At 66.0% G+C, this 26421-nt stretch carries 29 protein-coding genes and 1 tRNA gene; 16 read left to right on the plus strand and 14 right to left on the minus strand.

What is annotated here, in order from left to right:
* The first annotated feature begins 2 nt into the window (after positions 1-2).
* A complete protein-coding gene (locus tag AC6I6S_RS04930; RefSeq protein ID WP_497948619.1) occupies positions 3-1526 on the plus strand; it encodes a S8 family peptidase in 1524 nt (507 codons plus the stop codon).
* A 40-nt stretch (positions 1527-1566) separates the two neighbouring features.
* Here the strand turns inward: AC6I6S_RS04930 and AC6I6S_RS04935 are convergent, their stop codons facing one another.
* The 3 genes from AC6I6S_RS04935 to AC6I6S_RS04945 form a co-directional block, all read right to left on the minus strand.
* Positions 1567-2109, minus strand: a complete 543-nt coding sequence (locus AC6I6S_RS04935) for a hypothetical protein (protein ID WP_497948620.1) — start codon at positions 2107-2109, stop codon at positions 1567-1569.
* A 69-nt stretch (positions 2110-2178) separates the two neighbouring features.
* Positions 2179-2694, minus strand: coding sequence for a hypothetical protein (locus tag AC6I6S_RS04940; RefSeq protein WP_497948621.1), 516 nt, complete (start codon positions 2692-2694; stop codon positions 2179-2181).
* 158 nt (positions 2695-2852) lie between these two features.
* Positions 2853-3755, minus strand: a complete 903-nt coding sequence (locus AC6I6S_RS04945; RefSeq protein ID WP_497948622.1) for a serine/threonine-protein kinase RIO2 — start codon at positions 3753-3755, stop codon at positions 2853-2855.
* A 165-nt stretch (positions 3756-3920) separates the two neighbouring features.
* Here AC6I6S_RS04945 and AC6I6S_RS04950 point away from each other — a divergent pair, with 165 nt between their 5' ends.
* The 3 genes from AC6I6S_RS04950 (at position 3921) to AC6I6S_RS04960 (ending at position 6568) form a co-directional block, all read left to right on the plus strand.
* The gene (locus AC6I6S_RS04950; protein ID WP_497948623.1) at positions 3921-4760 is read left to right on the plus strand and encodes a lipoate--protein ligase family protein; all 840 of its coding nucleotides are present in this window, start codon (positions 3921-3923) and stop codon (positions 4758-4760) included.
* Positions 4761-4808: 48 nt separating this feature from the next.
* Positions 4809-5696 (plus strand): deoxyribonuclease IV, encoded by an 888-nt coding sequence (locus AC6I6S_RS04955; RefSeq protein WP_497948624.1) that lies wholly within the window; start codon positions 4809-4811, stop codon positions 5694-5696.
* 80 nt (positions 5697-5776) lie between these two features.
* Positions 5777-6568 carry a class I SAM-dependent methyltransferase gene (locus AC6I6S_RS04960; protein WP_497948625.1) on the plus strand — a complete coding sequence of 264 codons (792 nt, stop codon included), beginning with the start codon at positions 5777-5779 and terminating at the stop codon, positions 6566-6568.
* Between the two features lie 38 nt (positions 6569-6606).
* On the opposite strand, the gene AC6I6S_RS04965 is transcribed toward AC6I6S_RS04960, so the two are convergent.
* Genes AC6I6S_RS04965 through AC6I6S_RS04975 form a run of 3 tightly spaced genes read right to left on the minus strand, consistent with a single transcriptional unit; the run spans position 6607 to position 8009 of the window.
* Positions 6607-6783 (minus strand): hypothetical protein, encoded by a 177-nt coding sequence (locus tag AC6I6S_RS04965; protein ID WP_497948626.1) that lies wholly within the window; start codon positions 6781-6783, stop codon positions 6607-6609.
* 60 nt (positions 6784-6843) lie between these two features.
* Positions 6844-7497 (minus strand): DUF7095 family protein, encoded by a 654-nt coding sequence (locus AC6I6S_RS04970; protein WP_497948627.1) that lies wholly within the window; start codon positions 7495-7497, stop codon positions 6844-6846.
* A 44-nt stretch (positions 7498-7541) separates the two neighbouring features.
* Positions 7542-8009 (minus strand): DUF4442 domain-containing protein, encoded by a 468-nt coding sequence (locus tag AC6I6S_RS04975; protein WP_497948628.1) that lies wholly within the window; start codon positions 8007-8009, stop codon positions 7542-7544.
* A 134-nt stretch (positions 8010-8143) separates the two neighbouring features.
* Between AC6I6S_RS04975 and AC6I6S_RS04980 the strand changes: the two genes are divergently transcribed.
* Together AC6I6S_RS04980 and ncsA are read left to right on the plus strand one after the other, a co-directional pair.
* Positions 8144-8866, plus strand: coding sequence for an alpha/beta fold hydrolase (locus tag AC6I6S_RS04980; RefSeq protein ID WP_497948629.1), 723 nt, complete (start codon positions 8144-8146; stop codon positions 8864-8866).
* Positions 8867-8950: 84 nt separating this feature from the next.
* Positions 8951-9919 carry a tRNA 2-thiolation protein NcsA gene (gene ncsA, locus AC6I6S_RS04985; RefSeq protein WP_497948630.1) on the plus strand — a complete coding sequence of 323 codons (969 nt, stop codon included), beginning with the start codon at positions 8951-8953 and terminating at the stop codon, positions 9917-9919.
* A 39-nt stretch (positions 9920-9958) separates the two neighbouring features.
* Here ncsA and AC6I6S_RS04990 read toward each other — a convergent pair whose 3' ends face one another.
* The 4 genes from AC6I6S_RS04990 to AC6I6S_RS05005 all read right to left on the minus strand — a co-directional run bounded on the left by AC6I6S_RS04990 (position 9959) and on the right by AC6I6S_RS05005 (position 13111).
* Positions 9959-10687 (minus strand): sugar phosphate nucleotidyltransferase, encoded by a 729-nt coding sequence (locus AC6I6S_RS04990; RefSeq protein ID WP_497948631.1) that lies wholly within the window; start codon positions 10685-10687, stop codon positions 9959-9961.
* 290 nt (positions 10688-10977) lie between these two features.
* Entirely contained in the window at positions 10978-12165 is a 1188-nt protein-coding gene (ftsZ, locus tag AC6I6S_RS04995) for a cell division protein FtsZ (RefSeq protein ID WP_497948632.1), read from the minus strand.
* A gap of 1 nt (position 12166) precedes the next feature.
* Positions 12167-12343: a transcriptional regulator CdrS gene (gene cdrS, locus AC6I6S_RS05000; protein ID WP_497948633.1), complete on the minus strand. Its 177-nt coding sequence runs from the start codon at positions 12341-12343 to the stop codon at positions 12167-12169.
* A 213-nt stretch (positions 12344-12556) separates the two neighbouring features.
* On the minus strand, positions 12557-13111 hold the full coding sequence (locus tag AC6I6S_RS05005; protein ID WP_497948634.1) for a double zinc ribbon domain-containing protein: 555 nt from the start codon (positions 13109-13111) through the stop codon (positions 12557-12559).
* A gap of 133 nt (positions 13112-13244) precedes the next feature.
* On the opposite strand from AC6I6S_RS05005, the gene AC6I6S_RS05010 reads away from it, so the two are divergent.
* From AC6I6S_RS05010 to AC6I6S_RS05030, 5 genes are all read left to right on the plus strand, one after another.
* Positions 13245-13318: transfer RNA gene (locus tag AC6I6S_RS05010), tRNA-Tyr, on the plus strand.
* Between the two features lie 643 nt (positions 13319-13961).
* Entirely contained in the window at positions 13962-14210 is a 249-nt protein-coding gene (locus AC6I6S_RS05015; protein WP_497948635.1) for a hypothetical protein, read from the plus strand.
* A 77-nt stretch (positions 14211-14287) separates the two neighbouring features.
* Positions 14288-14671, plus strand: a complete 384-nt coding sequence (locus tag AC6I6S_RS05020) for a DUF5789 family protein (RefSeq protein WP_497948636.1) — start codon at positions 14288-14290, stop codon at positions 14669-14671.
* 97 nt (positions 14672-14768) lie between these two features.
* A complete protein-coding gene (locus tag AC6I6S_RS05025; protein ID WP_497948637.1) occupies positions 14769-15380 on the plus strand; it encodes a translation initiation factor IF-2 subunit beta in 612 nt (203 codons plus the stop codon).
* Positions 15381-15486: 106 nt separating this feature from the next.
* Positions 15487-16632, plus strand: a complete 1146-nt coding sequence (locus AC6I6S_RS05030; RefSeq protein ID WP_497948638.1) for a citrate synthase — start codon at positions 15487-15489, stop codon at positions 16630-16632.
* Between the two features lie 20 nt (positions 16633-16652).
* Here the strand turns inward: AC6I6S_RS05030 and AC6I6S_RS05035 are convergent, their stop codons facing one another.
* On the minus strand, positions 16653-17528 hold the full coding sequence (locus tag AC6I6S_RS05035; RefSeq protein ID WP_497948639.1) for a CPBP family intramembrane glutamic endopeptidase: 876 nt from the start codon (positions 17526-17528) through the stop codon (positions 16653-16655).
* 115 nt (positions 17529-17643) lie between these two features.
* On the opposite strand from AC6I6S_RS05035, the gene AC6I6S_RS05040 reads away from it, so the two are divergent.
* Together AC6I6S_RS05040 and AC6I6S_RS05045 are read left to right on the plus strand one after the other, a co-directional pair.
* Complete coding sequence (locus AC6I6S_RS05040; RefSeq protein ID WP_497948640.1) at positions 17644-18546, plus strand: DUF7351 domain-containing protein; 903 nt, start codon at positions 17644-17646, stop codon at positions 18544-18546.
* A 68-nt stretch (positions 18547-18614) separates the two neighbouring features.
* Positions 18615-19826, plus strand: coding sequence for a M24 family metallopeptidase (locus tag AC6I6S_RS05045; protein ID WP_497948641.1), 1212 nt, complete (start codon positions 18615-18617; stop codon positions 19824-19826).
* Positions 19827-19835: 9 nt separating this feature from the next.
* Here the strand turns inward: AC6I6S_RS05045 and AC6I6S_RS05050 are convergent, their stop codons facing one another.
* Positions 19836-20381, minus strand: coding sequence for a helix-turn-helix transcriptional regulator (locus tag AC6I6S_RS05050; RefSeq protein ID WP_497948642.1), 546 nt, complete (start codon positions 20379-20381; stop codon positions 19836-19838).
* A gap of 117 nt (positions 20382-20498) precedes the next feature.
* On the opposite strand from AC6I6S_RS05050, the gene AC6I6S_RS05055 reads away from it, so the two are divergent.
* The 3 genes from AC6I6S_RS05055 (at position 20499) to AC6I6S_RS05065 (ending at position 21916) form a co-directional block, all read left to right on the plus strand.
* A complete protein-coding gene (locus tag AC6I6S_RS05055) occupies positions 20499-21125 on the plus strand; it encodes an HAD family hydrolase (protein WP_497948643.1) in 627 nt (208 codons plus the stop codon).
* A gap of 135 nt (positions 21126-21260) precedes the next feature.
* Positions 21261-21656, plus strand: coding sequence for a DUF8009 family protein (locus AC6I6S_RS05060; protein ID WP_497948644.1), 396 nt, complete (start codon positions 21261-21263; stop codon positions 21654-21656).
* A gap of 71 nt (positions 21657-21727) precedes the next feature.
* Complete coding sequence (locus tag AC6I6S_RS05065) at positions 21728-21916, plus strand: hypothetical protein (protein WP_497948645.1); 189 nt, start codon at positions 21728-21730, stop codon at positions 21914-21916.
* Between the two features lie 223 nt (positions 21917-22139).
* On the opposite strand, the gene AC6I6S_RS05070 is transcribed toward AC6I6S_RS05065, so the two are convergent.
* Both AC6I6S_RS05070 and AC6I6S_RS05075 read right to left on the minus strand, forming a co-directional pair.
* A complete protein-coding gene (locus AC6I6S_RS05070; RefSeq protein WP_497948646.1) occupies positions 22140-23027 on the minus strand; it encodes a sulfurtransferase in 888 nt (295 codons plus the stop codon).
* 223 nt (positions 23028-23250) lie between these two features.
* Positions 23251-26334, minus strand: a complete 3084-nt coding sequence (locus AC6I6S_RS05075) for an FAD-binding and (Fe-S)-binding domain-containing protein (RefSeq protein ID WP_497948647.1) — start codon at positions 26332-26334, stop codon at positions 23251-23253.
* Positions 26335-26421: the final 87 nt, after the last annotated feature.

Below are 26421 nucleotides of genomic sequence, written 5' to 3' on the forward strand. Positions count from 1 at the left end.
CGATGACCGACGACACTCACACCACGACACGATCGCGACGAACCGTTCTCAAAGGAGTTGGCGCCGGCGTCACCGGCAGCGTCGCCCTCAGCGGGAGCGCGAGCGCCCTGCTCGGGGACACGCTCGAGGGACTCACCAGCGTCGGAGACACCCTCGTCGACGACGCCCTCGATCTCGAGAGCGACGCCCTCCAGGAGGTGTTGATCGTCTTCGAGGAAAACGACGATCTCGTCCGCCTCGAGGCGCTCGACGTCGAGGTGGCCGTCGGCTTCGACGTGCTCCCGATCGGCTACGCCGAGCTACCGGGACCGCTCATCGAGAGCGTTGCCGGCTGGGACGAAGTCAGGTTCGTCTCGTCGAACTACGAACTCGAGTACCACAACGACGACGCCCGCGGGGACACCGCGGCGGATGAGGTACAGGCGGGGACGGGCCTCGAGCGCGCCTACACCGGCTCGAACGCCCACACCGTCGTCATCGACAGCGGCGTCGACGGCGCCCATCCGGATCTCGAGGACAACCTCCAGGCGAACCTGCAGTACGTCGGCGTTCCCGACGTCACCGACCCGCTGTGGTGGCAGGACGTCGGCCTCGTCGACAGCGACGCGAGCGGCCACGGCACACACTGTTCGGGAAGCGTCGCCGGCGACGGCTCGGTCAGCGACGGCGAGTACACCGGGATGGCACCCGACGCCGACCTCACAGTGTACTCCTGTGGTGCCGGCGGCCTCCTGATCGTCTACACCGTTGCGGCGTACGACGACATGCTCCGCCGCCAGCGAGAGGGCGACCACGACGTCCAGGTCGTCTCGAACTCCTACGGCCCGCTCGACGACGATCGGCCGTTCGTCCCCGACGATCCGCTGAACGTGGCGACCTGGCACGCCCACGAGGACGGTATCCTGCCGGTGTTCTCGGCGGGCAACAGCGGCCCCGAAGAGGGGACCCTGAGCCAGTACACGAAGGCCCCACACGTCCTCGGCGTTGCTGCCACACACGCCGATCAGACCGTGACGGACTTCTCCTCGCGCGGTCGGCCCCGGGACGGCTCCTGGGACCACGACAACTACGACCGCGGGGCGGCCTACGAGAACCTTACTTCGCTGTACGCGGGTACTCCGGAGGACGAAATCGACGGCCCACTCGGCATCTATCGCAACGGGGTCGCCGCGAAAGGCGGGGACGTGATGAGCACGCTCAACCCGGCTCACCCGTTGAACGCGATCGAACCGGACGACGAACTCTACTACGGGCTTATGTCCGGCACGAGCATGTCCTGTCCGGTCACGGCGGGCTGTGCCACGCTGGTCGTCGACGCCTACTACGAGAACCACGGCGCGTATCCCGATCCGATGGACGTGCTGACGACGCTCGAGGCGACGGCCGACCAAACCGTCCACGACGCGTACACCGCCGAATCGGTCGGCGCGGGGTACGTCGACGCTCTGAGTGCGGTCGAACGGGCCGAGGCCGGCGATCTGGCCGGGTTCGACGAGATCGACGTCGCGCCCAGCAGCCACGAGTAAGGCGCGGGGCGACCCGCTTCGCCGGCGGTTCTCTGTCCGGCTACTGGTCGACGCTCGCTTCTGTCGCCTCCACGCCGGCTGTCGTGCCCACGACCGTCGCGTACACCGCACCGAGCACGACACCGTAGACGAGGTGGCCGCCCGTTAGCAACAGCGCGAACAACAACTCGCCAGCGGCCCCCGGCAGCGGAAGAAAGGGTACCGGGTACGCGATCGTTCCGAAGCGGTTGAGCGACAGGGGGAACAGAAAGCCGCCGGAAAACAGCCCCAGGAGCACACCGTAGGCGAATCCGAGGCCGACGTAACTCGAGGCGGTTCCCCGAAACTCGCGAAGCGGTGCGCTCGAGACAATCGCCGCAAACGCCATCCCGAACAGGACGCTGAACGTCAGGTGGACGAGCCAGCCGACGGCGACAGTCGGTGAACCGACGAGGGCCCCGAACAGCGCCATCTGGTTGGCTCCGGCGTGAAGGACGATTCCCATTCCGACACCACCGAGAAGGCCGCCGGCGATTCCACCCTGCCAGACGCGTGCGTTCGCCGTAGTGGTTGGCTCTCGCATCGACGGATCTGTGCTAGTCATACACAATCACACGACGGCGAGGAGAATAGTTCTGTGGGACCGTGAACCGAGTTTGGCCCGTGGGAGGAGTTACTGGACGTAGACGACCGCCTCCTCGATCACCGGCGGCGTCGAGGGGACGTCTTCGCCGTCAGTAACGATTCCTTCCACGCGCACGTCGTACCCCTCACCGTAGTCCGATCGGGGCTCGTCGGGATACACCATTCGGAGGGTTCCGGTATCGTCCTCGAGTGCGAACCGTTCGACGGTGTCCCCGCCGACGGCTTCGGAAACCGTCCCCTCGACGCGGACGCGCTCGCCGATCCAGTCACCGTCTTCGATCTCGGCGACGGTCAGTTCGTAGGCACCGTCGACCTGTTCGTACTCATCGGCCGAGTCGTTTTCAGAGCCACCGGTCGGTTCGTCTTCTGATTCGTTCTCCGATCCCTCGATCGGTTCGTCGTCGGTCGGTTCGGTTTCGTTCGAGTCATCGGTGTCGTTCGAATCGGCGTCGTCGGAGTCGATACCGAGATCCGAGAGACAGCCGGCAACGGAGAGCGGTATCGTACTCGTCACTCCGGCAAGCACCGTTCGTCGGGTGACCATAGAACGCTCCATCACAAGGCAACGATTTTCTATTGTGTTGCCGGCAATTCTTGCTTCGGAGACGATCACGTTCGTGCTACTGCGCCCTATTTTATATCGCAGCATGAAGTTTATGCGGAAGGGGAGCGACCGCTATCGGCTGTTTCACCAGAAACTGTTTACCGGGCGAGTTGCTCGAACGTCCCTTCCTCTATCTCGTCCGCCAGCGATTCGTGCTCGAGGTCGTCGGGGACGAGCCGCGGATACTTTCTGCGGAAGTATCCCAGGACGTTTCGGACGTCTCGGCGGAGGAACGCCGCGGCGTTCTCGTGATCGGTCGGCACCGCCTGGGGCCAGTCGAAGATCGTCGGTCCGGACTCGCTGAGGAAGACGTTGTACTCGCTCATGTCCGCGTGCACGTACCCCCGCTCGTACGCGCGAGCCATCTCCCGGAGGAGGAGTTCGAGCACGCCCAGCACCTGGTCGTCCTCGAGTTTCGTCCGGGAGAGTTCGACGCCGTCCATCTTCTCCATGACGATGGCGTGGCGGTTCTGATCGATCGGCCGGGGAACCGCGACATCGGGGTACAGTTCCTCGAGGATCTCGTACTCGCGTTCGGCCGCCTTGCGGGCGGTGTACATCCAGGAGACGTGCTGTTTGTCCGAGGTGTAATCGCGCTCCTTGTTCACCTCGCGGAAGTTGGTGTACCCCTCGCGGTGGTACTTCAGCGCGAGCGGCTTGTACGATTTCACCTCGTAGACGTCGCTTTCCTTGCCGACGCCCAGAGAAGAGCCGAACTCCGAGATCGTATCCCGTTCGACGAGCGCCCGCAGTGCGAGCACGTCGTACCCCTCGAACTGCAGGGTGTACCCTTCGTACTGGATGGTCTTCTTCTCGACGAGCCCCCGCTTGAGCGCACGCTCGAGGCGGTAGTCGACCTCCTCGTCGGTGAGTCCAGAGAACTTCGAGAGTTTGTTTCGCTGTACCCACTCGGAGAATCGCATCCCCTGCTCGACGCCGGAGAGCAGATAGAAGTCCTCCTCCTCGAGTTCGGCCAACAGACCGGCGACGTTCCGCACCATGGGCCTGCTATCCGTCGGATACGTAAAAACGTCCTGACGGCGGCTGAACGGTCGACTCTCGAGCCGGCCCCCCGACTGATAAACCGTATGCTAGGATAGGAAATACACGTCCACGCCAAACGAGGCGTCGTAATCGCTATCCCGGCCCCGGCCGATTCGGTAGGTATGACCGATCTCGCCGACCGCAACTGGCGACTCATCCGGGACGAGCCGCGAGAGGGGGCGACACAGATGGCACTCGAGGAAGTCGCCGCAAAAACGGCCCTCGAGGAGGACCTTCGAACCGTGCGCGTCTACGACTGGGAACCGAGCACGCTTTCGCTGGGCTACCGACAGGAAACCGACACCGTCGACTGGGACTACTGTGAGCGCGAGGGAATCGACGTCACGCGACGCCAGACCGGTGGCGGCGGGATCTACCACGACTCGCACGCGGACATCTCCTACACGATCGTCGCGCCGGCCACAGAGGTTCCCGGCGACCTGATGGACTGCTACGCGCTGTTCTGCGAGCCGATCCTCGAGGCGTTCTCGCGGATGGGTGTCGACGCCGACTTCGCCGGTGCGAAACAGGAGGCGATCTACCAGCCCTCGTGTTACCTGCGGGACATTCATCCGGCCCACGACGTGGTCGCCCCAATCGAGGCGGGCGAGGCGGCGAAGAAGATCAGCGGCAACGCCCAGTACCGCCAGCGCGACGTCGTCATCCAGCACGGCTCGCTGAGTTTCGACCTCGAGCCAACCCACCATCTGGGCGTCTTCGACGCCGACCTCGCGGAGTCGACGTTCACCGATCGCGTGACGAGCATTCGCGCGGAAGCCGGAATCGACCGCGAGACGGCCGTCGAGGTCCTCGCCGACTCGCTCGGAGAGTGGTGCGACACCGCTGAAGGCGGATGGCGAGAGGAGGAACTCGAAGCCGCCAGCGACCTCGCGGATCGGAAGTTCGGCGCCGACGCCTGGGTTCGAGAGCGAGAGGTGCTCGAGGCGAACGAACCCCGCTGAACATCCGGCTTCGAAGTACCTTTCATGGGTCGGTACGGACACATCGGCATGAAGGTAGGCGCACACGTGTCGATCTCCGGCTCGCGGGTTTCCTCCGACGAGGAGACGCCGCCGTACAGCGACGTTCGCAACGCCGTTCACCGCCAGCTCGCGTTCGGCGGCAACTGCGGCCAGATCTTCACCACCTCGCCACAGGTCTGGGCGACGGCCGACATCGACGAGGAGACGGCCGCCGGGTTTCGCGAAGAGAGCGACGAACACCTCGAGGGGCCGTGGGTGATCCACTCCGCGTACCTCGTCAACCTCTGTACGCCGAAGGAGGACCTCCGGCGGAAGTCGATGGAGTCGATGCAGGCCGAACTCGACGCCGCCGAGAAGCTCGGAATCCCGTACGTAAACGTCCACCTCGGCGCCCACACGGGTGCCGGCGTCGAGGGCGGTCTCGACAACGCCGCGAGCGTCATCGACGACCTCGACGTCCCCGAAGACGTACAGATCCTCGTCGAGTCCGACGCCGGTAGCGGCACCAAGCTGGGCGGTGAGTTCTCACACCTCGCGGGGATCATCGACCGCACGGACGAGGAGATCGGCGTCTGTATCGACACCGCCCACACCCTGGTCGCGGGCAACGACCTCACCACGCCCGAGGCCGTCGACGAGACGGTGGAACGGTTCGACGAGGAGGTCGGTCTAGAGCACCTGAAATACATCCACCTGAACGACTCGAAACACGACGTCGGCACTCACAAGGACGAACACGCGCTCATCGGCGAGGGTTACATCGGCGAGGACGGCATCCGCGCCATCGTCAACCACCCTCACCTCCGGGATCTGCCGTTCGCACTCGAGACGCCCACCGAGGACGGGAAAGGGTTCGCCTGGAACATCGCGAAGGTCAAGGAGTTGCGGGAGGCGGAAGCCGAAGCCGAGGCGTAGGTCGCGTCGACTGCTTCCGCCAGTCTTTCACCCTGCGATGAACCGACCCGTTTTTCACTCGAGACACCGAACCCCGGCCCGTGCGAGAGTTCTCCGAGGAGTATCTGACGCGAACCCGCGAGGGGATGTGGGAGGACTCTCTCGAGGCCCTCGAACCCCTCCATCTCGGTTCCCGCGAGCGGATCCTCGACGTTGGCTGCGGGACGGGGGAGTTGAGCCGCGTGCTCGCCGACGAATCGTCCGCCGAGGTCGTCGGTTGTGACGTCGATACCGCCCTCCTCGAGCACGCAGGCGAGTCGGTTCCCGTCGTCACGGGCGACGCCACCCGGCTGCCGTTTTCCGACGATAGCTTCGACATCGTGATCTGTCAGGCGCTGCTGATCAACCTTCCCGATCCGACCGCCGCAGTCTCCGAGTTCGCCCGCGTCTCGAGTGACCTCGTCGCGGCCATCGAGCCCGACAACGGCGCGGTACGGGTAGAGTCGACCGTCGACGCCGAGTCCCGTCTCGAGTCCCGCGCCCGAAGCGCGTACCTCGCGGGCGTCGAGACGGACGTCACCCTCGGGGCGGCCGCGAACGAGGCGTTCGAGGAAGCCGGACTCGAGGTCCTCGAGACTCGGCGGTACGACCACAGCCGGACCATCGAACCGCCGTACGACGACCACGCCCTGGCGGTGGCTCGGCGGAAGGCGACGGGCGCGGGACTGGCCGACGACCGGCCGACGATGCTCGAGGGACCGCTGACGGAGAGCGAGTATGACGAGTTGCGAACCGCGTGGCGCGAGATGGGACGGGACGTGATCGAGCAGATGCAGGCACGAGCGTACAGGCGGGAAGAGACGGTTCCGTTTTACGTCACCGTCGGGCGCTGAATCCGTCGTTTGCGCGGGTTCCGGGAGTGCAGCCGGTGCTACGCGTAGTACGTCACGGCGATTCCGACGAATCCGATGACGACGATGAGGATCCCCGAAAACATGTCGATCAGTCCAAGAAGCGCGAGCACCGAACCGGAGAACACGAGTCCGAGGTTGGCCAGAAGGGCTGCACGCGGCGTAAACACCCGGTTCGTGACGGACGACGGCGACATACTCGAGCAAGGAACCGTGGCGAGAAAGTAGTTTGTGATCCGCCGCGAGGGCCGAACGCGTTAGACCACGTCGCCGCGAACGGTCGCGCCCTCCTGGTCCGTCCGCCAGGCGTGGAGCTCCCGAGCGGCCTCCTGGGCTTTCGCCTCCTCGAGCCCGAGCATCTCGAGAGCCGCCGACAGCGTCGGCATCGCGAACTCGCTCTCGCGGAGTTTGCGAAACGCCTCCTCGCTCCTGGTGCCGTCGGCCCACAGGCAGACCCCGCGAGGGTCGAGCAACTGGGTGTAGTCCTCGCGCAGTTTCGCTCCACGAAGTCGCTGGGTGACGTTGTCCTCGAAGGAGGCGTTACAGACCTCGAGGTGGATCGGTTCGTCGCTTTCGAGGAGATGGGCGGCGAGGCACTTCTCGGGGGCGGCGTGGCCGTTCGCGTTCGCCCGCACAAAGTCGGGGTACTCGGCGGCCCACGCCGCCCGAACGGACTTGCCGACGCCGCGGACGCCGTGTGACTCGCGGAACTCGGCCTCGCGGCCGGGGTCGTCGCGCATCAGGATGTCCTTGGTGAGATAGACGTCGAGGCGCTCGACGGGATCGAGACCCAGCGCGATGTCGCCGTATACCCAGATCTCGCGGACGGGAACGGGCATCGTCTCGGTTTCGACTACGTCGACGAGTTCCTCGAGGCGGTCGACGGCAGCGTCTCGGTCCAGTCCACTCATTGTCCGTCGTTGGGCACCGAGCCCCAAAGCGGTTTCTCAGTCGGTCAGGCGCGCTTTCCCTGGTCGGTCGTGACGTACACCGTCTTGCGGACCGTCGCGTGGACGACTCCCTGGCTATCGACCAGGTCGACGGTGTAGACGCGGTCGACCGACTCCCGTGTCTCGAGTGCCGCCCGGATCGCCGCGAGTTCCTCGTCGGAGATCGTAAACGTCGCATACAACGCCTCTCGGCCGGGCTTCTTGAACCGGATCTCGGCTTCCTTGTCCCAGACGACGTACTCGTCGCCGAGGGACTTCAGCAGCATCATCATGTAAAACGGGTCGACGGCGCCGTAGATGCTCCCGCCGAATATCGTTCCGACGTAGTTGCGCGTCCGCCAGGAGAATGGCAGTTTCACGCGGATCTCCTGCCAGTCGGGCGCGATGTACGTGACGCGGCCGCCAGTGCCGCGGTAGGCGGGAAACAGGTTGAACCCGATCCGGTAGAGCCGACTCGAGAGCGACGGGAACATGTCTCCGTGTCCGACCGGACGGCTGAAAGACGTTCCCAACCGGCGTGCAGAGCGGAGAGACCGCGAACCGACCCCGGCGTGTGAGATGTTGTCTATCGACTACATTTTTGTGGCTTCCCGCTGAACGCAATGATATGAGAGATCGCATCTTCAACGAGGAGGGTGAAGAGGACCTCGTTTTCGTCATGGGCTGGGGTAACCGCTGGACCCACGAGAACGTCAGCTGGCTCATCGGAACGCTCGCAAACGCCGGCTACCGGGTCCACGCGTTCGAACTCCCTACCAACATCGACGACTTCAAAGCCGACTGGCTCGAGCCGATCGCCGAGTACGTCGTCGACCTCGACGGCTACCAGCTGCTGGGCCACAGCGCCGGCGCGCTGATCGGCCAGGCGCTCGACGGCGCGGAGAACCACGTCTACCTCAGCCCGTGGTGGGGGTACAGCGACGCCTACCCCGCACCCGCGCTCGATCTGCTCGGAGAGATCCCCACGAGCTTCCCGTTCGTTCCCTTCGGCGGCTTCGAGCGCGAGGACCTGGGCCAGCTGGCGACCGACCACCAGTTGGCGACGATGCCCCAGTGGGTGTCACCCGCGTTCGTCCGCGAGACTCGCCGCGCCCAGCAAGAGCTGCTGACGATCGACCACGACGCCGTCGTCTTCTGTTCGCTGCGCGATCCGGTCGTCAGCCTCCGCCCGATCGGCGAGCGCGTCCCCGCTGAACACGTGGTTCTATACGACGGCGGCCACGAGCTGTTCTCCTCGCGCGCCCGCGATCGCTACGTCGACCTCCTTCTCGAGTCCCTCGAGGAGGGTGCCGACGTCGTCGAGGAGCGGGAGACGGTTCCGGCCCGGTAGCCAGCTCCGGCTGACCGACCGCTCCGTTCGGCCATCCGGGACGGAGCGAAACCGGTTTCCCCGCGAGTTCACTACCTCGAGTCGATGGACTGCAACCGGTGTGACAGCGAGGCGGTGATGCACGCCGCCTACTCGGGGGCACACCTCTGTGAACACCACTTCCGCGAGTCGGTCGAGAAGCGGGTGCGCCGGCGCGTCCGACGGGACGACCTCGTTCCGAAGGACGCCTCGCCGGAGAACCCACAGACCTGGGTCGTCGGCCTCTCGGGCGGCAAGGACAGCGTCGTCCTCACCCAGATCCTCCACGAGACGTTCGCCGAGGACCCCCGGATCGAACTCGTCGGGCTGACGATCCACGAGGGAATCGAGGGCTACCGCGACAAGAGCCTCGAGGCCTGCGTCGACCTCGCCGCCGAACTCGAGATCCGCCACGAGGTCGTGTCTTACGAGGAGGAGTTCGATATCCGGATGGACGAGGTAGTCGAGGACGACCCCGAGAACATGGCCGCCTGCGCCTACTGCGGCGTCTTCCGCCGGGACCTGCTCTCGAACTACGCCGAGAAGCTGGGCGCGGATCTCATGCTCACGGGCCACAACCTGGACGACGAGGCCCAGACGGCGCTGATGAACTTCCTCGAGGGCGACGTCGCCCAGGTCGCCAAACACTTCGACGCGAGCCTAGGACCGCTTTCGGAACGCGAAGAGCAGGACGAGTTCGTCCCGCGCGCGAAGCCACTGCGAGATATTCCCGAGAAAGAAGTCGCCCTCTACGCCCACCTCCGGGATCTGCCGGCCCACATCACGGAGTGTCCCCACTCGAGTGAAGCCTACAGGGGCGAAATCCAACAGCTGTTGTACGGCCTCGAGGAGAACCACCCCGGCACCCGCCACTCGATCCTCTCGGGCTACGAGGAACTGGCGGGGATCGTCGCCGAGCGCTACCGCGGCGACGAGGACGGGGTAGAACTCCGCGAATGCGTCGAGTGTGGCTCGATCACCACCCGCGAAACGTGTCGCAAGTGCTCGCTGCTCGAGTCGATCCACGCGGTCTGAGTCGAACACCGAACACCGACGTAAACGCCCGGTTTTCGGTTACAGGCCCTCGAAGTGTTCCCGTGCCCGCTCGAGGTCCGCCGGCGTGTTGACGTTCAGGTGCCAGCCCGGCGATTCGACGCCGACGTACCGCTTCCCGTCGTCGACGAGCGACTGCAGCGCGTCGGCGAGTTCGTACTCGCCGCTCTCCCCGCGGTCGACCGCGCGGCAGGCCTCGAGCAGCACCGGACCGTGCGTTTGCGCCCCTGCGGCGACGTATCCCGTCTCGGGCTGGTCGACCGCGGTTGACTCGAGTTCCCGGATCGTCCCGTCAGGTGTGAGATCGCAGACGGCGGCCGTCTCGGCCTCGTTTCTCGAGATCCGATCGAGCAGGACGGTGCCGTCGACCGCCGGTTCGCGGTGGCGCTCGATCAGCGGCGACAGGTCGCAGTCGAAGACGTTGTCGCCGTTTACCGTGAGAATCGACTCGAGGTCGTCCGCGTCGAGCGCGTCGGCCCCCCGGAGCACCGCGCGGGCGAGTCCGTTCCGGTCGTCCTGGTGGGCGTAAGTGATCGGAACGCCCTCGAAAGCGTCACCGAACGCGTCGACGATCTGCTCGCGACGGTAGCCGACGACGAGTCCGATTCGGTCGACGCCAGCCTCGACGACGGCGCGTAAGCAGTGAGCGAGCAGCGGTTCGCCGCCGACCTCGAGCAGCGGCTTCGGCGTCTCGTCGGTGTGCGGGCGCAAGCGCGTGCCACGGCCGGCGGCGAAAACGAGCGCGTCCATGTCCGACACGGAGTACAGCCGCTCACAAAGGCATTCGTATCACGGCTCGAGACCGAATTCGACCGGCGCGACCGCTGGTCGGTTGAAGAACGGAAATCGCGAGAAGTGACGTCGGCGAGGTGGTGTGTGGTGTGTCGTGGTCTCGCCGACGCAGTCGTCGCGATTTCGTGGGTGTCCGCGACGCGGTGTGTGGTGTGTCGAGGTCGCGGACGGTGTGTCAGTCGCGGTCGCGAATTCGCGGTGGTGTGTGGTGTGTCAGGTGCGGATTCGCGACAGTGTGTCGATCGTGATTAGCGAATGACGTCGACGCCGTTCTGGCGCTCGAGTTCGTTGCGGCCGCCGTCGCTCTGGGCGCCGTAGGCCGATTTCGACTGCTGAACGTTCTGGCTGGCGTCGAAGTCGGCCTCGTTTACGCCCTCGAGGCTGGCGCGGGACTTGTCGGCCTGCTTCTGGGTCGAGGGGCCGAGCACCTGGGCGCTCTGGACGCCGGTCATGATCGCCATGACGCGGACCTTCCCCTTGTAGTTCTCCTGAATGCGGGCACCCCAGATCACGTTTGCACTCGCCTCGAGTCGCTCCGTGATGTTGTCGGCGATCCCTTCGGCCTCTTTGAGGGTGAGGTCGGGACCGCCGGTGATGTGGACGAGTCCACCCGAGGCACCCCGGTAATCGACGTCGAGTAGCGGGTGGTTCATCGCGTCCCGGACGACCTCCTCGGTCTTGTTCTTGTCCTGGGTTTCCCCGACGAGCATCACCGCGACACCGCCCTGATTCATGATCGTGGACATGTCCGCGTAGTCCAGGTTGATCAGCGACGGCTGGGTGATCGTCTCGGAGATTCCCTTGACGGTTTCGGCGATGATCTGGTCCATCACCGAGAACGCTTTGCCGATCGGGAGGTTCGGGACGTAATCCAGCAACCGGTTGTTGTCCAGCACGATGATCGAGTCGGCCTGCTCGCGCAGTTTCTCGAGGCCCTCTTCCGCTTTCACCGTGCGGGCTCGCTCGACGTTGAACGGCGTCGAGACCATGCCGACGACGATCGCACCCTGTTCTTTCGCGATCTTGGCGGCGACGGGCGCGGCACCGGTACCGGTCCCACCACCCATCCCCGCAGTCACGAAGACGAGGTCCGCTTCGCCGAGGACCTCCTTGATCGTGCTCTGGGCCATCTCGGTCGCGCGCTCGCCCATCGACGGATCGCCACCGGCACCCAGTCCGTTCGTGAGCGACTTGCCCACGAGGATCTTCGTGTCGGCCTCGATCATCTTGAGGTGCTGTTTGTCGGTGTTGATCGCGATGGTGTCAGCACCGTCAACGCCGATGTTGTACAGCCGGTTGATCGTGTTGTTACCGGCGCCGCCAGCACCGATGATGACGATTCGGGGGTCACCGAACTCGTCGCCGTCCATCGACGCATCCATCTCTCGGGCCTCTTCTTCGGCGTTTTCGAGGGCTTCCTGTACGATATCCTGCATTTTACACCTTCGCCCAGGTCCGTTTGCCGGCCTGTTCGTGGCGGGTGTCCTGTTCGTTGATCATCTCCCGGACGGCCGACCGGATCGCTTCGCTCCGGTTCGGGTACTCGCCGGTTTCGACAAGCTGTTCGACCTCCTCGATCTGCTGTTTCGGTATTCGCAGTGTCACACGCTCCATTTGTTGTATTCCCCGTGGAGTAAGACGGTGCGCGCCCCTGTCAGACGCGGCCCGTCTTACACCCGAAACCGAACGCAGTCGGCCGGTTTTCCGGTTCGTTCCGGCGGGTGTAAGACAACCGTCTTACGCGGTATAGTCAACCTTGTCATACGTAATAAAACTTTCGTCGGACGTGAGAGTTATTGTCTTACGACGTTCTCGAATACTGGAGAGTCATGACTCTAGAACGTCAGCTGCGGGCGTCCGGCGCCCGCAGCTGGGACAGAACGCCCAGTCCGACCGAACCTCGTCACCGCACTCACAGAACAGTCGCCGGGACGCCTTCTCGCCGCAGTTCGGACAGTAGACGTGGTCGCCCGCGACTCGTTCACCACACTGGTTACAGGAATCGGTTTCGGCGGGTTCGTCCGCCTGACGCGCCGGTTCATCACGGCCACCGGTGTGAGTCGACTGCGGTTGGCCGTCGACAGCCGGTCGGGCGACGGCTCCGTCGACACCCTCGAGTGAGACGGTCAGGTTGATATCCTGGGAATCGCGACGAGCCCGCGCGTCGGACCGGCGCTGTGCGAGCATCTCGTCGACGCGCTCACGAATGAGGCTGTCGACGCTCTGCTCGTGTTCCGACTGCGGCGGTGAGTGCTGGCTCGAGCGTGGAGCGGACGCGAGGTAGGTTCGGAGTGCCTCACGCATAACCTCGCTCTTCGAAGCCTCGAGCGCCTCGAGTTCGGCGACGAGGTCGTCGTCCGCTCGGAACGTGATCTTACCCATAGTCGATTCGGTTACGCCGAGTGTTATCACGCCTACTATATCAATCATTCCATCATGTATGACAATCGTCGTACGACCGCCGTCGGTGGGAATAATAACCCTTATGTCGGCTTCGTCTGCTACGTAGAAGTGACCGCCCTTAGCTCAGACTGGTAGAGCAGTCGACTGTAGATCGACTTGTCCCCCGTTCAAATCGGGGAGGGCGGACTTTTGCTGCGAACACTTCGTGGGCGGGAAGCACGCTCTACCGTGCCGATTTGACCTTTGAGTCGTGCGTAACGAAGGAACACGTCTCAGTGTTCAAACTAGGGCAGCGGACCCTGGAGCAGGCACCGGAAACCACGTTTGCATGCATCTCACGGGCGAGAGACTCGAGTCTCCGTGTCTGTCGTGCAGGAAGCGGTGTGAGTCGTCTCGAGGCGAACGACGAGACACCGTCTTGCTCCGAAAGGTGTGAAAAGTTTGAGTGAAGGGTGGGGCGTGATCCCCTGACACGTCCGGGGAGGTGTGCGGTAGGGGTGGGGCAAGGAACGCACACGCATCAACGGCAGGTAACCCCTCAACATATTTTGTATTGAATCTGAGGGAACCGGTGGAAATATCCGTAAGAACGATTCGTGATCGTGCGAGCTGTTTACTGTAGCGAACCGTGTCTCGCGTAGGACGCTTCTGGACGTTCGCCCGGTCCACGTCACGACGGTATCTTCGGCCGAAACCCGGCCGTTTCGGTGCTATCGCTTTCGGAACTGGGCGTTGCCCACCGACGGATCTGCGCCCACCTCGGCGAGAAGACAGCAGAAACCGACGTCTCCCGCGGGTTTAAGAGGGGTTGGCGTCGTACGATCCGGCGATGGCTGAACTCACTATGCCAGCGACCCTCGACAACGAGGAGGCAGCAGAACGCGTGCGCCAGTTCGCCGACGTTGGCGCCGAGGTCGAGCTGTACCACGAGGTGATGAACCTCGAGGAGGAAAACCGGCTCACGGGAACGATCGTCGAGATCAGTCCGGAGCACGTCACGCTCGAGACCGGCGAGGGGGCGAACGAGCGACTCCGGCCTACCGAGATCGACCGGATGGTGCTGCTCAGCGAGGACTGACCCCCGTCTCGGTCACTGGATGCGACCGCGCTGTCGCCGGCCGGCCGCTTTTATCCGCAGCTGTTGGTAGGTCGAATATGAGTGACGATCCCGACCGCGACCGCGCCCAGGACCGCATCGAGCGGCGCAAGTCCGAGCGAGCGGACCGGACCGAGTCAGTTCTCGAGGACGTCGAACGCCACCTCGGCGGCCACGAGTATCCGATCTCCAGCGAGGAACTCGCCGCCGAGTACGCCAACGAACCGATCGACCTCCCGAACGAGACGGAGTCGCTCGGGAGCGTCTTCGACCGGCTGGCAGGCGAGGAGTTCGACTCGCCCGAGGCCGCCCGCGAGGCGGTGTACGGTGAAATCACGGGCGAGGCTGGCGGGCAAAACGAGGCCAACCCGGAGCGCGACCTCGAGTCGCTGGACGACGAAGCGCAGGGGTCGCCGAGCGAGCGGGGAGGCGACGCGCTGTAGCCCTCCGAACCCGCCCGCCGGTTCTCAGCTGAACGCCGCCAGCGGCCCGGATTACGATAGCAGAACCGATTTACGTCAGCGCCGTCTGGTTTCGCGTATGGATTACGAGTCGAGTCTCGACCGGGCGATGGAGAACGTCCCGGATATCGGCGGCGACGAACAGCGACTGCAGATTCCGGACCCGCAGGCCCAGAAGGACGGCGCGTTCACCCGGCTGACGAACCTCGGGGAGATCGCGGACGTCCTCTCCCGGGAGGACGAACACGTCCACCGGTTCATTCAGCGGGAGATGGGGACCAGCGGAAAACTCGAGAGCGGCCGCGGCCGGTACAACGGCAGCTTCTCGAGCCAGGACTTCTCGGCCGTCATCGACGCCTACGTCGACGAGTACGTCCGCTGTTCGGAGTGTGGACTGCCGGACACGCGGCTGGTCCGAGAGGACCGCACCCCGATGCTCCGCTGTGACGCCTGCGGGGCGTTCCGACCGGTCACCAAGCGCTCGACCGGCAGCCAGCAACAACAGCAGCGAGACGCCGTCGAGGAGGGGAAAACCTACACCGTCGAGATCACCGGCACGGGCCGCAAGGGCGACGGCGTCGCCGAGAAGGGGAAGTACACGATCTTCGTCCCCGGCGCGAACCAGGGCGACGTCGTCGAGATCTACATCGAGAACATCTCGGGCAACCTCGCGTTCTCTCGCCTCGCCTGAGCCCGCCTGACTTCCGCTGACCGTGGCTGTCAGCGGCTGACATACAAACCCTGTGGTGACTGCCGACTGAGCAGTACTGAAGGGGCTGTCTCCCGTCGTGTGGCGTATGTCCGAAGAATCCATCCACAAGGGACTCGACGGCGTCGTCGTCGACGAAACGCGGCTCAGCACGATCGATGGCGAGAAAGGGGAACTCACCATCGGTGGCTTTCCGCTGGCAGAACTCGCCGAAAACGCCCGATTCGAGGAAACCCTGTTTTTGCTATACGAGGATTGTCTCCCGACGGGAGACGAACTCGAGGCGTTTTCCGACGACCTCCGCGAGCATCGCGCGCTCGACCCAGCTACGCGCGACGTCGTCGTCGCGGCCGGCGAGAACGAACAGTCCGCGATGGACGCGCTTCGGATGGGAATCGCGAGCGCGAGCCTCACACGGGACGGTGAGGAGGGGGCCGAGACGGACGCCAGACTGGCGGTCGCCCAGCTGCCGACGATCGTCGCGACCTACTGGCGCGCTCGCCAGGGTAGGGAGCCGCCAGAGCCTCGCGAGGACCTGAGTCACGCCGGCAACTACCTCTACATGCTCACCGGCGAGGAGCCGACCGAGGCCGATGTACAGGGAATCGAAACCTACCTGAACACCGTGGTCGACCACGGGTTCAACGCCTCGACCTTCACGTCGAGAGCGATCGCGTCGACCGAATCCGACGTAATCTCTGCGGTCACGGGCGGCGTCGGCGCGCTCAAGGGACCGCTCCACGGCGGCGCACCGGGGCCGGTTCTCGACATGCTCGAGGAGACCCACGAGGCCGACGATATCGAGGCGGTCCTCGCCGGGAAACTCGATTCAGGCGAGCGGCTGATGGGCTTCGGCCACCGCGTCTATCGCGTGCGCGACCCGCGTGCGGCGGTGCTCTCGAGCGCCGCGGAGACCTTCTATCGAGCCGAGGACGGCGGCGACGAGGCGTTCTTCGAATCCGCCCGCGAGACCGAGGAGACCGCCCAGAAGTTGCTGGCCGAGCGAAAGCCCGACCTCTCGCTGGCGGCCAACGTCGAGTTCTACACCGCCGTCCTGCTCAACGGCGTCGGCATCCCGCGGGATCTCTTCAGCGCCACCTTTGCCGTTTCACGGGTCGGCGGCTGGACGGCCCACTGCCTCGAGCAGCTTGCGGACAACCGGATCGTCCGCCCGCGCTCGCGGTACGTCGGCGAGCGTGGTCGAACGTGGACGCCGCTCGAGGAGCGAGAGTGAGACGAGCCGTCGGGAGCCGATCAGTCGTCGACGGTCGCCGGTGACTGCGTTGGCTCGTTCGCCCGGTCGCGTGCGGAGTCGCGCCCGAGCGATGGACCGACGACGACCACCACCAGTAGCGCGCTCGCACAGAGCACGCCGATGAGCACGACCTCTCCGCGGACCAGCCACTCGGCGGAGAGATCGGGCGGAAACGGCACGTAGGAGTTGGCGGCGTTGAACCCGCCGTGAAAGACGACCAGCAGGGGAACGCTCCCGCCGCTCCCGTTGAACGCCCAGGTGAAGACCACCGACACGGCGACCGCCAGGACGACGTACACCGAGAACAGCCCAGAGCCGGTCCGGGCGAATCCGAGCGCGAACAGCGGGTAGTGCCAGACCGCCCAGAGCAGCCCGATCCCGACGCTCGCCGCGAGCGGACCGACTCGCGCTTGTAGGTGCGGGAGCGCGTAGCCGCGCCAGCCGAGTTCCTCCTGACCACCGCCGATCAGCGAGGTCATCACGAGTAGAATCGGGTACGTCCACAGCGGCATGAGGTACGTCGCGTCGAGTCGGCCGCCGACCGCGGCGTAGCCGGCGACGGTCGCCACGATCAACAGCGGCGGACCGAGAAGCGCGAGCGCGTACCAGCGAGGATCGACGTGCCAGCGCAGGAGTCGGGCGCGGAGTTCCTCGAGGTCGCCGGCCACCGTTGCGACGAGGGCGGCGGCGACCGCCGGGCCGAACGCGCCGACGCTCATCGTCACCATCGAAAGGCCGCCGGCTATCCGGTCGACGCCGAACCACCAGCCCCAGGAGAGGGTCAGGGCGAGGACGGCGAAGCCGACGACGCGGCTCGCTCGAGTCGGTTCGCCGGGTGCGGGTTCCGAGCCGTCGATCAGTCGTTCCGTTCTCATGTGAGTGAATCACACGGGGCAGGTAATAGTTCGATCCAGCAACGCCCTACAGTAGGGAATCTGACGGGTTCCGCGGGGCCCGAACCGATTTGATCACCGCGCCGGTAGCACTCGTATGGGGGGAGACGAACCGGCTCTCGGCGAATCGGTCGGCGACGCCTTCGACGTGCTGTCCGACGAGACGCGACTGCGGATTCTCGAGGCGTTGACCGAACGGCTCCGGGCGCGACCGGAGGAGCCGGCGCTCGGCTTCTCGGAGCTGCGGCGGGCGGTCGGCCGTCGCGACTCCGGGAACTTCAACTATCACCTGCAGCAGCTTCTCGGACGGTACGTCGTGGAGACCGACGAAGGGTACCGCCTCTCGGCCAGCGGCCTGAACGTCGTTACCGCGATCATCGCGGGCACCTACGATCGGGCCGACGAACCGCTCGCCGGCGATCTCGACGAACCCTGTCCGCGCTGTGAGGAGCGGCTGTCCGCGAGCTACGAGGACAGTATGTTCGAGGTCTCCTGCCCCAACGATCACCGGTTCAGGAACCTCCTGCCGCGGGGAGCGGTCGCCGACCGGCCGCTGGCGACGGTCGTTCGGCTGATGACGCTGCTGACACGACACGACCTCGAACTCGCTCGAGAGGGGATCTGCCCCCAGTGTTACGGCTCGCTGAACTGGTCGCTCGAGGCCGACGAGGTCCGGGAGGAGACGGAGGTTCGAACGCGCTGTGAGCGGTGCGGGGGGTTCTTCGAACTCCCGCTCGGAACCGTCCTGATTCGTCACCCGGCGGTCGTCTCGTTCTACTACGATCACGGCGTCGACATGCGGACGGAGCCGTACTGGTCGCCGGCGTTCTGGGAGCCGATCGGGGTGGCCGTCGAACGCGACGACCCGCTCAGAATCCGGATCCGTCACAGGCGGGACGACGACGAACTTCGGCTGGTCGTCGACGAAACCCTGGCCGTGGTTTCGATCGAACGAGGGGACGATCCGGCGGAACCGGGTGCCGATCGGGCGCGCGAGTAACGAGCGGCGGATCGCCCTCGCGGTGCCGCCTCCTGAACGTTTTTGCACCAGGCAGACGAGCCTGCCGTATGGCAACACGACTCCCCGAGAGCGAGTTCGACGACCGGCTCGAGGCCGTCCGCGACCGGATCGGCGATGCCGGCGTCGACGCCGCCGTCTGGTTCGGCGCGACGAGTATCGAGTACCTGACCGGCTTCGACCACATCCAGACCGAGCGCCCCGTGGTCCTCGTCGTGACGGACGACCGCATCGAGATCACTGTGCCGCGCCTCGAGGTCGAGCGCGTGAGCGCGAATCCCCGAATCGACGCGGTTCACCACTATTCGGACTACCCCGGCGGCCGCCCCATCGGCGTCGCCGTGGCGATGCTCGAGGGACTGGACGTTGAGTCGGTCGCCGCGGATACGGACGGCGCACCCGGCACGATGGGGTATCAGGGGCCGGCACTTTCGGAGGCTGGCGACGTCGCGGTCGACACCCAGAACTGGGTCTCTCGGATGCGCTGGGAGAAGACCGATGCCGAAATCGACCTGATCCGCGAATCGGCAAAATGGGCGAACCTCGCACACCGCTATCTGGCGGAGTACACCGAAGCCGGCGAACATCCGGCCACCGCGAGCCAGCGGGCGTCGACCGACGCCTCGAGAGCGATGCTCGACGCGCTGGGAGACCGGTACGTCGCCCGGACGCGAGGGACGGGTCCGGTTTCGGCGGGTTACATCACCGGCGAGCAGACCAGGCTTCCCCACGGCCACACCGCGAACCGCCGGCTCGAGGTCGGAGACGTCCTCGTTACGGGAGCCTCCGCGAACGTCGACGGCTACCACTCCGAACTCGAGCGGACGATGTTCGTCGGGGAGCCGACCGACGAGCAGGAACACTACTTCGAGCTGATGCTCGAGGCTCAGACGATCGCCATCGAGGAGCTGGGACCGGGCGTCCCGATTTCGGCGGTCGACGACGCGGTGAACGACTACTTCGAAGAGCAGGGTATCACCGACCTCGCCCAGCACCACGTCGGGCACAACATCGGAATGGACGGCCACGAACCGCCGTACATCGACCGCGGCTGGGGCGACCACTGCGAGTCGGCGGAGACGAGCTACGACGACGAGGACGCGGTGATGGCGCCGGGACACGTCTGGACGATCGAACCCGGCATCTACACCGATACCTACGGCTACCGCCACTCCGACACGATCGCGATCACGGAGGACGGGATCGAGTGGCTCACCTACTATCCGCGGGATCTCGAGTCGAACGTCGTTCCGCTCGAGTGAGGGCCGCGGTCAACGACTGGCCGCTCGGGGCGCGGGGCCTGTAGCGTCACCCCGACCCGGAGAGTGCCCGTGTCGGGGGAGACAGACGACCTTCTCGCGGCCGACGCGATAGCGATCGATCGCGTCCTCGTCCTCGAGGTCCGAGAGGAGACGACTGATCGTCGACGCGGACCAGCCGTACTCGTCGACGAACCGGCGCTGTTTCATTCGCCCGCCGTGATCGCGGAGGACGCCGTAGACGTACGTCCTGGGCACGAATCCGTACTCGGCGAGTTGATCTCGGGTCGTCGGGCCGTCGACTCGGTCGACCGCGGAGACGGCCCTGTTGGCGGAGCCGTCCGCCGGCGTTTCCGTCGAGACGGAAGCGGGGGAGTGGAGTTTACGAGCGACGGTTTCGACGGCCCGTCCGAACCGGCTTCGGGTGCGGGTCGCGAGGCCCGTTGCGCTCTGACAGCCCACGGTCGCAGCCAGCGTGCCGGCGCTGGCGGCGAGGAGCGCGGTTCGTCTGAGCGTTCGTTTCACGTCGTCGACTGGAGGGAGATGTCGGCGGCGCATAGCTGAGCGCTCGAGTGGGTGGATAAAAGGGGTGTTCACAAAGTCGTCCAAACGTCGGTCGGCCGCCCCACGTTCGGACCGCGGGAGTAAAGTCAGTTTGTACGTAGTCACACGACTATGGCAGTCTCGTTCGACCTCTTTGGAACCCTCGTTCGTGCCGAGAAGCCCGGCGACCCCGCCGCGGCGATCGCCGCGGAACTCGAGGCCCGAGGCGTCGACGTTCCCGCCGGCTGGTCGGACGCGTACGCGACGACCCACGTCGACGCCCCCGCGGGCGCGGAGGTGCCGCTCCCGGCACACGTCGGCCGGACGCTCTCGAGTCTGGACGTCGACGCCCCCGGCAATGCGATCCGCCGGGCCGTCGTGGCCGCGTTCGACCCCGACGTCGAAACCAGAGCGGGGGCGAGCGCCGCCGTTTCCGCCGCCCGCGAGCACGGTCCGGTCGGACTGTGCTCGAACTGCAGTGTGCCGGAACTCGTCGGCCGGACTCTCGTCCGAGCGGACGTCCGACGGGACGACTTCGACGCAATCGTCACCAGCGTCGGCTGTGGCTGGCGCAAACCCGCGCCGCAGATCTTCGAACTCACCGCCGATCGGCTGGGCGTCGCTACCGAGAACCTCGTCCACGTCGGCGACACCCCTGGCGCAGATGGCGGCGTGGAGGCCGTCGGCGGGCGATCGATTCTACTCGAGAACGTCCCTCTCACCCAGGTTCCCGACCGGTTGGGGGGGCTGTGTCGCTGAACTCGAGACTCGGGAAACGTCGTGTTCGCCCCGACGACGGGCGGCCCCGAGAACTGATGACTCCCCGCCGACCGGGCGCCGTGGTCGATCGTTCGAGCCACGGCAACTAACTCCCCGCGGGTCCAACGACCCCCGATGGGAGCCGACGATCCGTCCGTGATCCGATCGCTCGCGGTGTCTTCCGAGGACGTCGTCGACGCCTACGTCTACGACCGGGAGAACCCCGGGTCGGCCGTGCTGCGCGTCACGCCGCCCTTTCACGGCCGAATGCGTGCCCGAATCCACGTCTACCACACCGACGACACCGACGCGACCGGCGCGGTTCACGTTCCACCGAGAACGCTACTGCGAGACGAGACCGCGGCGGCGTATCCCGATCTCGAGGAATTCGCGACGGAAACCGCTCCGGGCGACTGCTACGCTGACGCCGTCGAGCAGTGGCGCGAGCGGGCGCGCGATGCGATCGTCGACCGAGTGGCCCTCGAAACCGAGACCGGCCCTCACGAGGTCGCGGTAAAACGCCTCGGCTAAGCGGGACACGTCCACTTTCACTTTCACTCCGGATGGGTCCGATTTACATACTGTACAGATAATACGAACGTATGACCCTGATCGTCGACCGTATCGAGGGAGAGTCCGACCGAACGACCCCGGAACCGAGCCGCCGCCGCATCGATGTCACCGAACTGGACGCTGGCGGCGTCCGCGACTTCGTCCGCGAGAGCGTCGGCACCGACCGCGTCTCGCTCGAGCACCGGGGCGCACGAACGTACCTGCTGGTCGAGCAGTAGTTCGCTCGAGCGCGAGGGTCGATGGCAGGAGCGACTGGTCAGTTCGTACGCTGCTCACGACCCCCGTTCGCTTTCGGGAGAAGGTCGCGTCGCTCAGTTCTCCTCCGTTCCGCGGTTCGCCTTCGGCTCACCGCTTCACCTCGAGGCTTCGCTCACGTCGTTCACTCAGCCTCGCCCGTCTCGCGGGTCACTCCGTTCCCCGCTCGAGTTTTCGAGGGCTCGTTCACTCGCCCTCGCCTGTCTCTATCGGCGCCCGGATCAAATTCCCCCACTCGGTCCAGGAGCCGTCGTAGTTGTGAACGTCTTCGTACTCGAGCAGTTCGTGGAGGGCGAACCAGGCGATCGCCGACCGCTCGCCGACCCGGCAGTAGGTGACGACCGTCTCGTCACCGTCGATCCCCTCCTCCTGGTATCGAGCCTCGAGCTCCTCCGGCGGCTTGAATCGCCCGTCGTCGCGCAGGTTCTCCGCGACGGGGACGTTCGAGGCGCCAGGGATGTGGCCGCCTCGCTGTGCGGTTTCGTCGAGTCCCTCGGGGGCGAGGATCTCGCCGGTGAACTCCGCGGGCGAGCGGACGTCGACCATCGGCAGCCCCGCCTCACGGGCCTTGTCCACGTCGTCCTTATAGGATCGAATATTCTCGAACGGGCCGCGAGCGGTGTACTCGACAGCGGGGTACTCAGGTTCCTCCTCCGTCAGCGGGTAGTCGTTGTTGACCCAGTAGTCCTTTCCACCGTCGAGGACCCGCGTGTCCTCGTGGCCGTAATATTTGAACTCCCAGTAGGCGAAGACCGCGAACCAGTTGGGAATGTGGCCGTTGCCGTAGAAGACGACCGTCGACTCCTCGTCGATGCCGAGACTCCCGACCAGCTCCTCGAAGTCGTCCTTCTTGAGGATGTCCCGCTGAGTCTCGTCGGAGAGGTCCTCCGCCCAGTTGAGGCCGATCGCGCCGGGGATGTGTCCCTCGTCGTATTTCGATGGAAAGTCGCTGTCCGGGGGCTCCGGGCTCTCGATCTCGATCAGCCGGTAGTCGGGATCATCCGCCTCGAACTCCGCTACGTGATCCTCGACCCAATCCGCCGTCACTAACACGTCGTTGTCGTACTCGCTCATGCGGTGGTGACTCCGACGAGCAGGCCCAAAAGGCTAACAGCCGAGGTACGTATTCCCCGCGTCTCGGACGGCGAAACCCGCCGTTTCGGTCCAGCAGAACGGGAGAGACGGCGGACTCGGCGTCGCTACCTCCCTCGACCGCGAGCGTCGCCTCGAGCGGCCACGCGTGGGACGGCGGCAACGACTGCCGGGCTCTCGGAGCGGCCGCGGGTCCGCGGATTCGTCAGCGCTCGAGTGCGGCCGCGAGCTTCTCGACCGGATGCGCCGGCGATCCCGCTCCGGGTCGGTCGCCGAGCTGGGTGCGACAGGAAGTTCCCGGCGCCACCGGCTCGCCGTTGCTCGCGTCCACCTGCTCGAACAGCAGTCGGCCGATCGCCTGCGAGAGCTCGTAATGTTCGGCCTCGTAGCCGAAGCTGCCGGCCATTCCGCAGCAGCTCGCCTCGACGGGCTCGACCTCGTAGCCCGCCCGACGCAACACGCCGACGGCGTGGTGGTCGGCGCCGACGGCCTTCTGGTTGCAGTGGCCGTGGTAGGCGAGGCTCCCTGCGGGGGCGGCGAACGACAGGGCGTCATCCAGGCACTCCCGGTCGACGTACTCGCAGACGCCGAACGCCGCGTCGCAGACCCGCTCGACGGTGTCGGCGTACAGTTCCGGCGTGTCGGGGCCGACCAACAGGTCGCGGTACTCGTCCTGGAACATCACTGCGTCGGAAGGCTCGACGAACAGCACCGACCAGCCCTCGGCGACGAACGGCGAAAGCGCCTCGACGTTGTGGCGGGCTCGCAGCCGCGCCTCGTCGAGGAAGCCGGTCGAGTACGCCGCCCGGCCGCTCGCCCGGAGGTCCGTGGGAATCTGGACGTGAACGTCGGCGGCCTCGAGGACCGCGACGGCCGCCCTCGCGGGGGCCGGGTTGGAGTACGTCGCATACGTGTCAGGATACAGTAGGGCCCGCCGATCGGCCGTCGATTCGGGTACTCGGGGTCCGCCCCGCTGCTCGAACCAGTCGTGGAGCGTCTGGCGCCGGAAGGTCGGGAGTTCGCGCTCTCGAGCGATACCAAACACTCGCTCCATCGCGACTCGGGCGCCGGGCAGCCGGGGCAGCCAGTTCGAGACCGGCGCCGTCGCGGAGCCGAGGGCGGCCAGCCGGTCGACGTCCGAGAAGAGCCGCGAGCGCAGACCCGCGCCCTCCTCCTCGTGATACCGGTGTTTCACCTCGGCCTTGAGCTTCGCCAGGTCGACCCCCGTCGGACAGTCGCTCGCACAGCCCTTGCAACCGACGCAGAGGTCGAGCACCTCCGACTGGAACCGTTCGGAGGTGAGTTCGTCGGCCGGCAGTTCCCCCGAAATGGCCGCCCGGAGCATGTTCGCCCGGCCGCGGGTGGTCTGGATCTCCTCCCCGGAGGCGCGGTAGGTCGGACACATCACGTCCGACTCCGTCTGGCGGCAGGTGCCACAGCCGTTACAGAGTTCGACGAGGTGGGAGAAGCCGCCCTCGTCGCTGAAATCGAGCGCGGTCTGGGGCTCGAGCGACTGGTACGCCGGTCCGTACCGCAGGTTCTCGCGCATGTCGGCGCCGACGCCGCGCGCCGAGTCGGGTCCCGGATCGTCCGGTCCATCGCGGTAGACAACGTTGCCAGGGTGCATCTGCCAGTCGGGATCGAACGCCGTCTTGAGCTCCTTGAAGGCCTCCCAGAGCTCGGGGCCGTACATCTTCGGCGTGAATTCCGTCCGGGCCATCCCGTCGCCGTGCTCGCCCGAGAAGGAGCCACCGTACTCGAGGACCAGGTCGGTGACGTCGTCGGTGATGGAGTGCATCGTCTCCACGCCGTCCTCGGTTTTGAGGTTGAGGATCGGTCGGATGTGGAGGGTGCCCGACCCCGCGTGGGCGAAGTAGGCCGCGGAGGTGTCGTGGTCCGCGAGGATTGCCTCGAAGCGCCCGACGTACTCGGCGAGTTCCGCGGGCGGCACCGAGGCGTCCTCGATGAACGGGTACGGCTTCGGATCGCCCTCCATGCTCATCAGCAGCGGGATCGCCGCCTTCCGCAGCTTCCAGAGATCGGCCTGCTCGTCGGGATCGTAGGCCTCGAGAACTCCGAACGCGCCGGTTCCGTCGGTCTCGCCGCCGCGAGCGTCCGGGTCGCCCGCTTCGGCGCCGCGGTCCGTCGGATCGCCGACCAGCCGCTCGGTTGTCTCCGCGATAGCCGCCTCGAAGTCGTCGACGAGTTCGGAGTCGAACTCGAGCATCAGGGCCGCCTCGGTTCCCTCGGGCACCGGTTCCGCGTACTCGGCGTAGCCCTCCGACTCGCGGGCGAGCCTGAACACCTCGTCGTCCATCAGCTCGACGCCGCCGACGGGACCCTCGAGGGCGACCGGCACCGCGGCGAGGGCCTCGAGTAAGTCGTCGTACCAGTAGACGGCGAGCGCGGTCTCCTCGGGTACCGTCACGAGCGAGAGCGTCGCCTCGACGACCACCCCCAGCGTGCCCTCGCTGCCGGCGAAGAGTTTCGAGAGGTTGATCACGCGCTCGCCGGCCGCGGTTTCCCGAATCACCTTGTGGAGGTTGTAGCCGCTGACCGAGCGCTTTAGTTCGGGGTAACGCGCCTCGATTTCCTCGGCGTTCTCCTCGACGAGCGCCCGAACCGTCTCGTAGATGTGCGCCTCGCAGTCGTCCCTCGAGACGATCTCCTCCCACTCCGGCCCGTCGACGACGACGTCGCGGGTGCGGATCAGCGAGCCGTCGGCGAGCACCACCTCGAGCTCCTCCACGTACGCGTCCGTGATCCCGTACCTGACCGAGTGGGCGCCCGTCGAGTTGTTGCCGATGCCGCCGCCGACCGTCGCCCGGTTCGAGGAAGCGGGATCGGGTGCGAACTTGAGGCCGTATTCCGCGAGGCGGGCATCGAGGTGGTCCTGGACGACGCCGGGCTGGACGCGCGCGAGCCGGCGCTCGGGGTCGATCTCACGGATCTCGTTCATGTGCCTCGAGCAGTCGAGCACCACGCAGCCGGGACCGACGGCCTGACCGGCGAGCGAGGAGCCGGCGCCGCGGGGCAGCACCGGGACGTCGAACTCGGCCGCCGTCGCGGTGGCGGCCTGCACGTCTTCGACCCCGGTCGGGTAGACGACCCCCGCCGGCCGGGCCTGGTAGATGCTCCCGTCCGTGGCGTACAGCACCTGCGCGTACTCGTTGAACTCGACGCCGCCGTCGACGCGCTCGCGCAGCGCTCTCGCGAGTTCAGCGTACTCGGCGACGTTGCTGGCGTGCGTCGGCATCTCCTCGAGGGCATCGGACTCCTCAACGGCCATGGGTCGACTTCGAGGTGTGGCGGGAAATAAACTGTGTCAGACATCGTCTCACGGGGGCGTCGCGAGCGGCCGTCGACGCCGCAGCCA

Source organism: Natrononativus sp. DTA114, from assembly GCF_059736515.1.

Bases quoted from the DNA above. Each gene is read 5' to 3' on its own strand.
- AC6I6S_RS04935 (WP_497948620.1), bottom strand. From the start codon at position 2,109: ATGACTAGCACAGATCCGTCGATGCGAGAGCCAACCACTACGGCGAAC.
- AC6I6S_RS04965 (WP_497948626.1), bottom strand. From the start codon at position 6,783: ATGTCGCCGTCGTCCGTCACGAACCGGGTGTTTACGCCGCGTGCAGCC.
- AC6I6S_RS05055 (WP_497948643.1), top strand. From the start codon at position 20,499: ATGGCAGTCTCGTTCGACCTCTTTGGAACCCTCGTTCGTGCCGAGAAG.
- AC6I6S_RS04950 (WP_497948623.1), top strand. From the start codon at position 3,921: ATGACCGATCTCGCCGACCGCAACTGGCGACTCATCCGGGACGAGCCG.
- AC6I6S_RS05035 (WP_497948639.1), bottom strand. From the start codon at position 17,528: ATGAGAACGGAACGACTGATCGACGGCTCGGAACCCGCACCCGGCGAA.
- cdrS (WP_497948633.1), bottom strand. From the start codon at position 12,343: ATGGAGCGTGTGACACTGCGAATACCGAAACAGCAGATCGAGGAGGTC.
- ncsA (WP_497948630.1), top strand. From the start codon at position 8,951: ATGGACTGCAACCGGTGTGACAGCGAGGCGGTGATGCACGCCGCCTAC.
- AC6I6S_RS04945 (WP_497948622.1), bottom strand. From the start codon at position 3,755: ATGGTGCGGAACGTCGCCGGTCTGTTGGCCGAACTCGAGGAGGAGGAC.
- AC6I6S_RS04990 (WP_497948631.1), bottom strand. From the start codon at position 10,687: ATGGACGCGCTCGTTTTCGCCGCCGGCCGTGGCACGCGCTTGCGCCCG.
- AC6I6S_RS05060 (WP_497948644.1), top strand. From the start codon at position 21,261: ATGGGAGCCGACGATCCGTCCGTGATCCGATCGCTCGCGGTGTCTTCC.
- AC6I6S_RS04930 (WP_497948619.1), top strand. From the start codon at position 3: ATGACCGACGACACTCACACCACGACACGATCGCGACGAACCGTTCTC.
- ftsZ (WP_497948632.1), bottom strand. From the start codon at position 12,165: ATGCAGGATATCGTACAGGAAGCCCTCGAAAACGCCGAAGAAGAGGCC.
- AC6I6S_RS05045 (WP_497948641.1), top strand. From the start codon at position 18,615: ATGGCAACACGACTCCCCGAGAGCGAGTTCGACGACCGGCTCGAGGCC.
- AC6I6S_RS04955 (WP_497948624.1), top strand. From the start codon at position 4,809: ATGAAGGTAGGCGCACACGTGTCGATCTCCGGCTCGCGGGTTTCCTCC.
- AC6I6S_RS04980 (WP_497948629.1), top strand. From the start codon at position 8,144: ATGAGAGATCGCATCTTCAACGAGGAGGGTGAAGAGGACCTCGTTTTC.
- AC6I6S_RS04940 (WP_497948621.1), bottom strand. From the start codon at position 2,694: ATGGTCACCCGACGAACGGTGCTTGCCGGAGTGACGAGTACGATACCG.
- AC6I6S_RS04975 (WP_497948628.1), bottom strand. From the start codon at position 8,009: ATGTTCCCGTCGCTCTCGAGTCGGCTCTACCGGATCGGGTTCAACCTG.
- AC6I6S_RS05030 (WP_497948638.1), top strand. From the start codon at position 15,487: ATGTCCGAAGAATCCATCCACAAGGGACTCGACGGCGTCGTCGTCGAC.
- AC6I6S_RS04970 (WP_497948627.1), bottom strand. From the start codon at position 7,497: ATGAGTGGACTGGACCGAGACGCTGCCGTCGACCGCCTCGAGGAACTC.
- AC6I6S_RS05065 (WP_497948645.1), top strand. From the start codon at position 21,728: ATGACCCTGATCGTCGACCGTATCGAGGGAGAGTCCGACCGAACGACC.
- AC6I6S_RS05040 (WP_497948640.1), top strand. From the start codon at position 17,644: ATGGGGGGAGACGAACCGGCTCTCGGCGAATCGGTCGGCGACGCCTTC.
- AC6I6S_RS05050 (WP_497948642.1), bottom strand. From the start codon at position 20,381: ATGCGCCGCCGACATCTCCCTCCAGTCGACGACGTGAAACGAACGCTC.
- AC6I6S_RS05070 (WP_497948646.1), bottom strand. From the start codon at position 23,027: ATGAGCGAGTACGACAACGACGTGTTAGTGACGGCGGATTGGGTCGAG.
- AC6I6S_RS05025 (WP_497948637.1), top strand. From the start codon at position 14,769: ATGGATTACGAGTCGAGTCTCGACCGGGCGATGGAGAACGTCCCGGAT.
- AC6I6S_RS05005 (WP_497948634.1), bottom strand. From the start codon at position 13,111: ATGGGTAAGATCACGTTCCGAGCGGACGACGACCTCGTCGCCGAACTC.
- AC6I6S_RS05020 (WP_497948636.1), top strand. From the start codon at position 14,288: ATGAGTGACGATCCCGACCGCGACCGCGCCCAGGACCGCATCGAGCGG.
- AC6I6S_RS05075 (WP_497948647.1), bottom strand. From the start codon at position 26,334: ATGGCCGTTGAGGAGTCCGATGCCCTCGAGGAGATGCCGACGCACGCC.
- AC6I6S_RS05015 (WP_497948635.1), top strand. From the start codon at position 13,962: ATGGCTGAACTCACTATGCCAGCGACCCTCGACAACGAGGAGGCAGCA.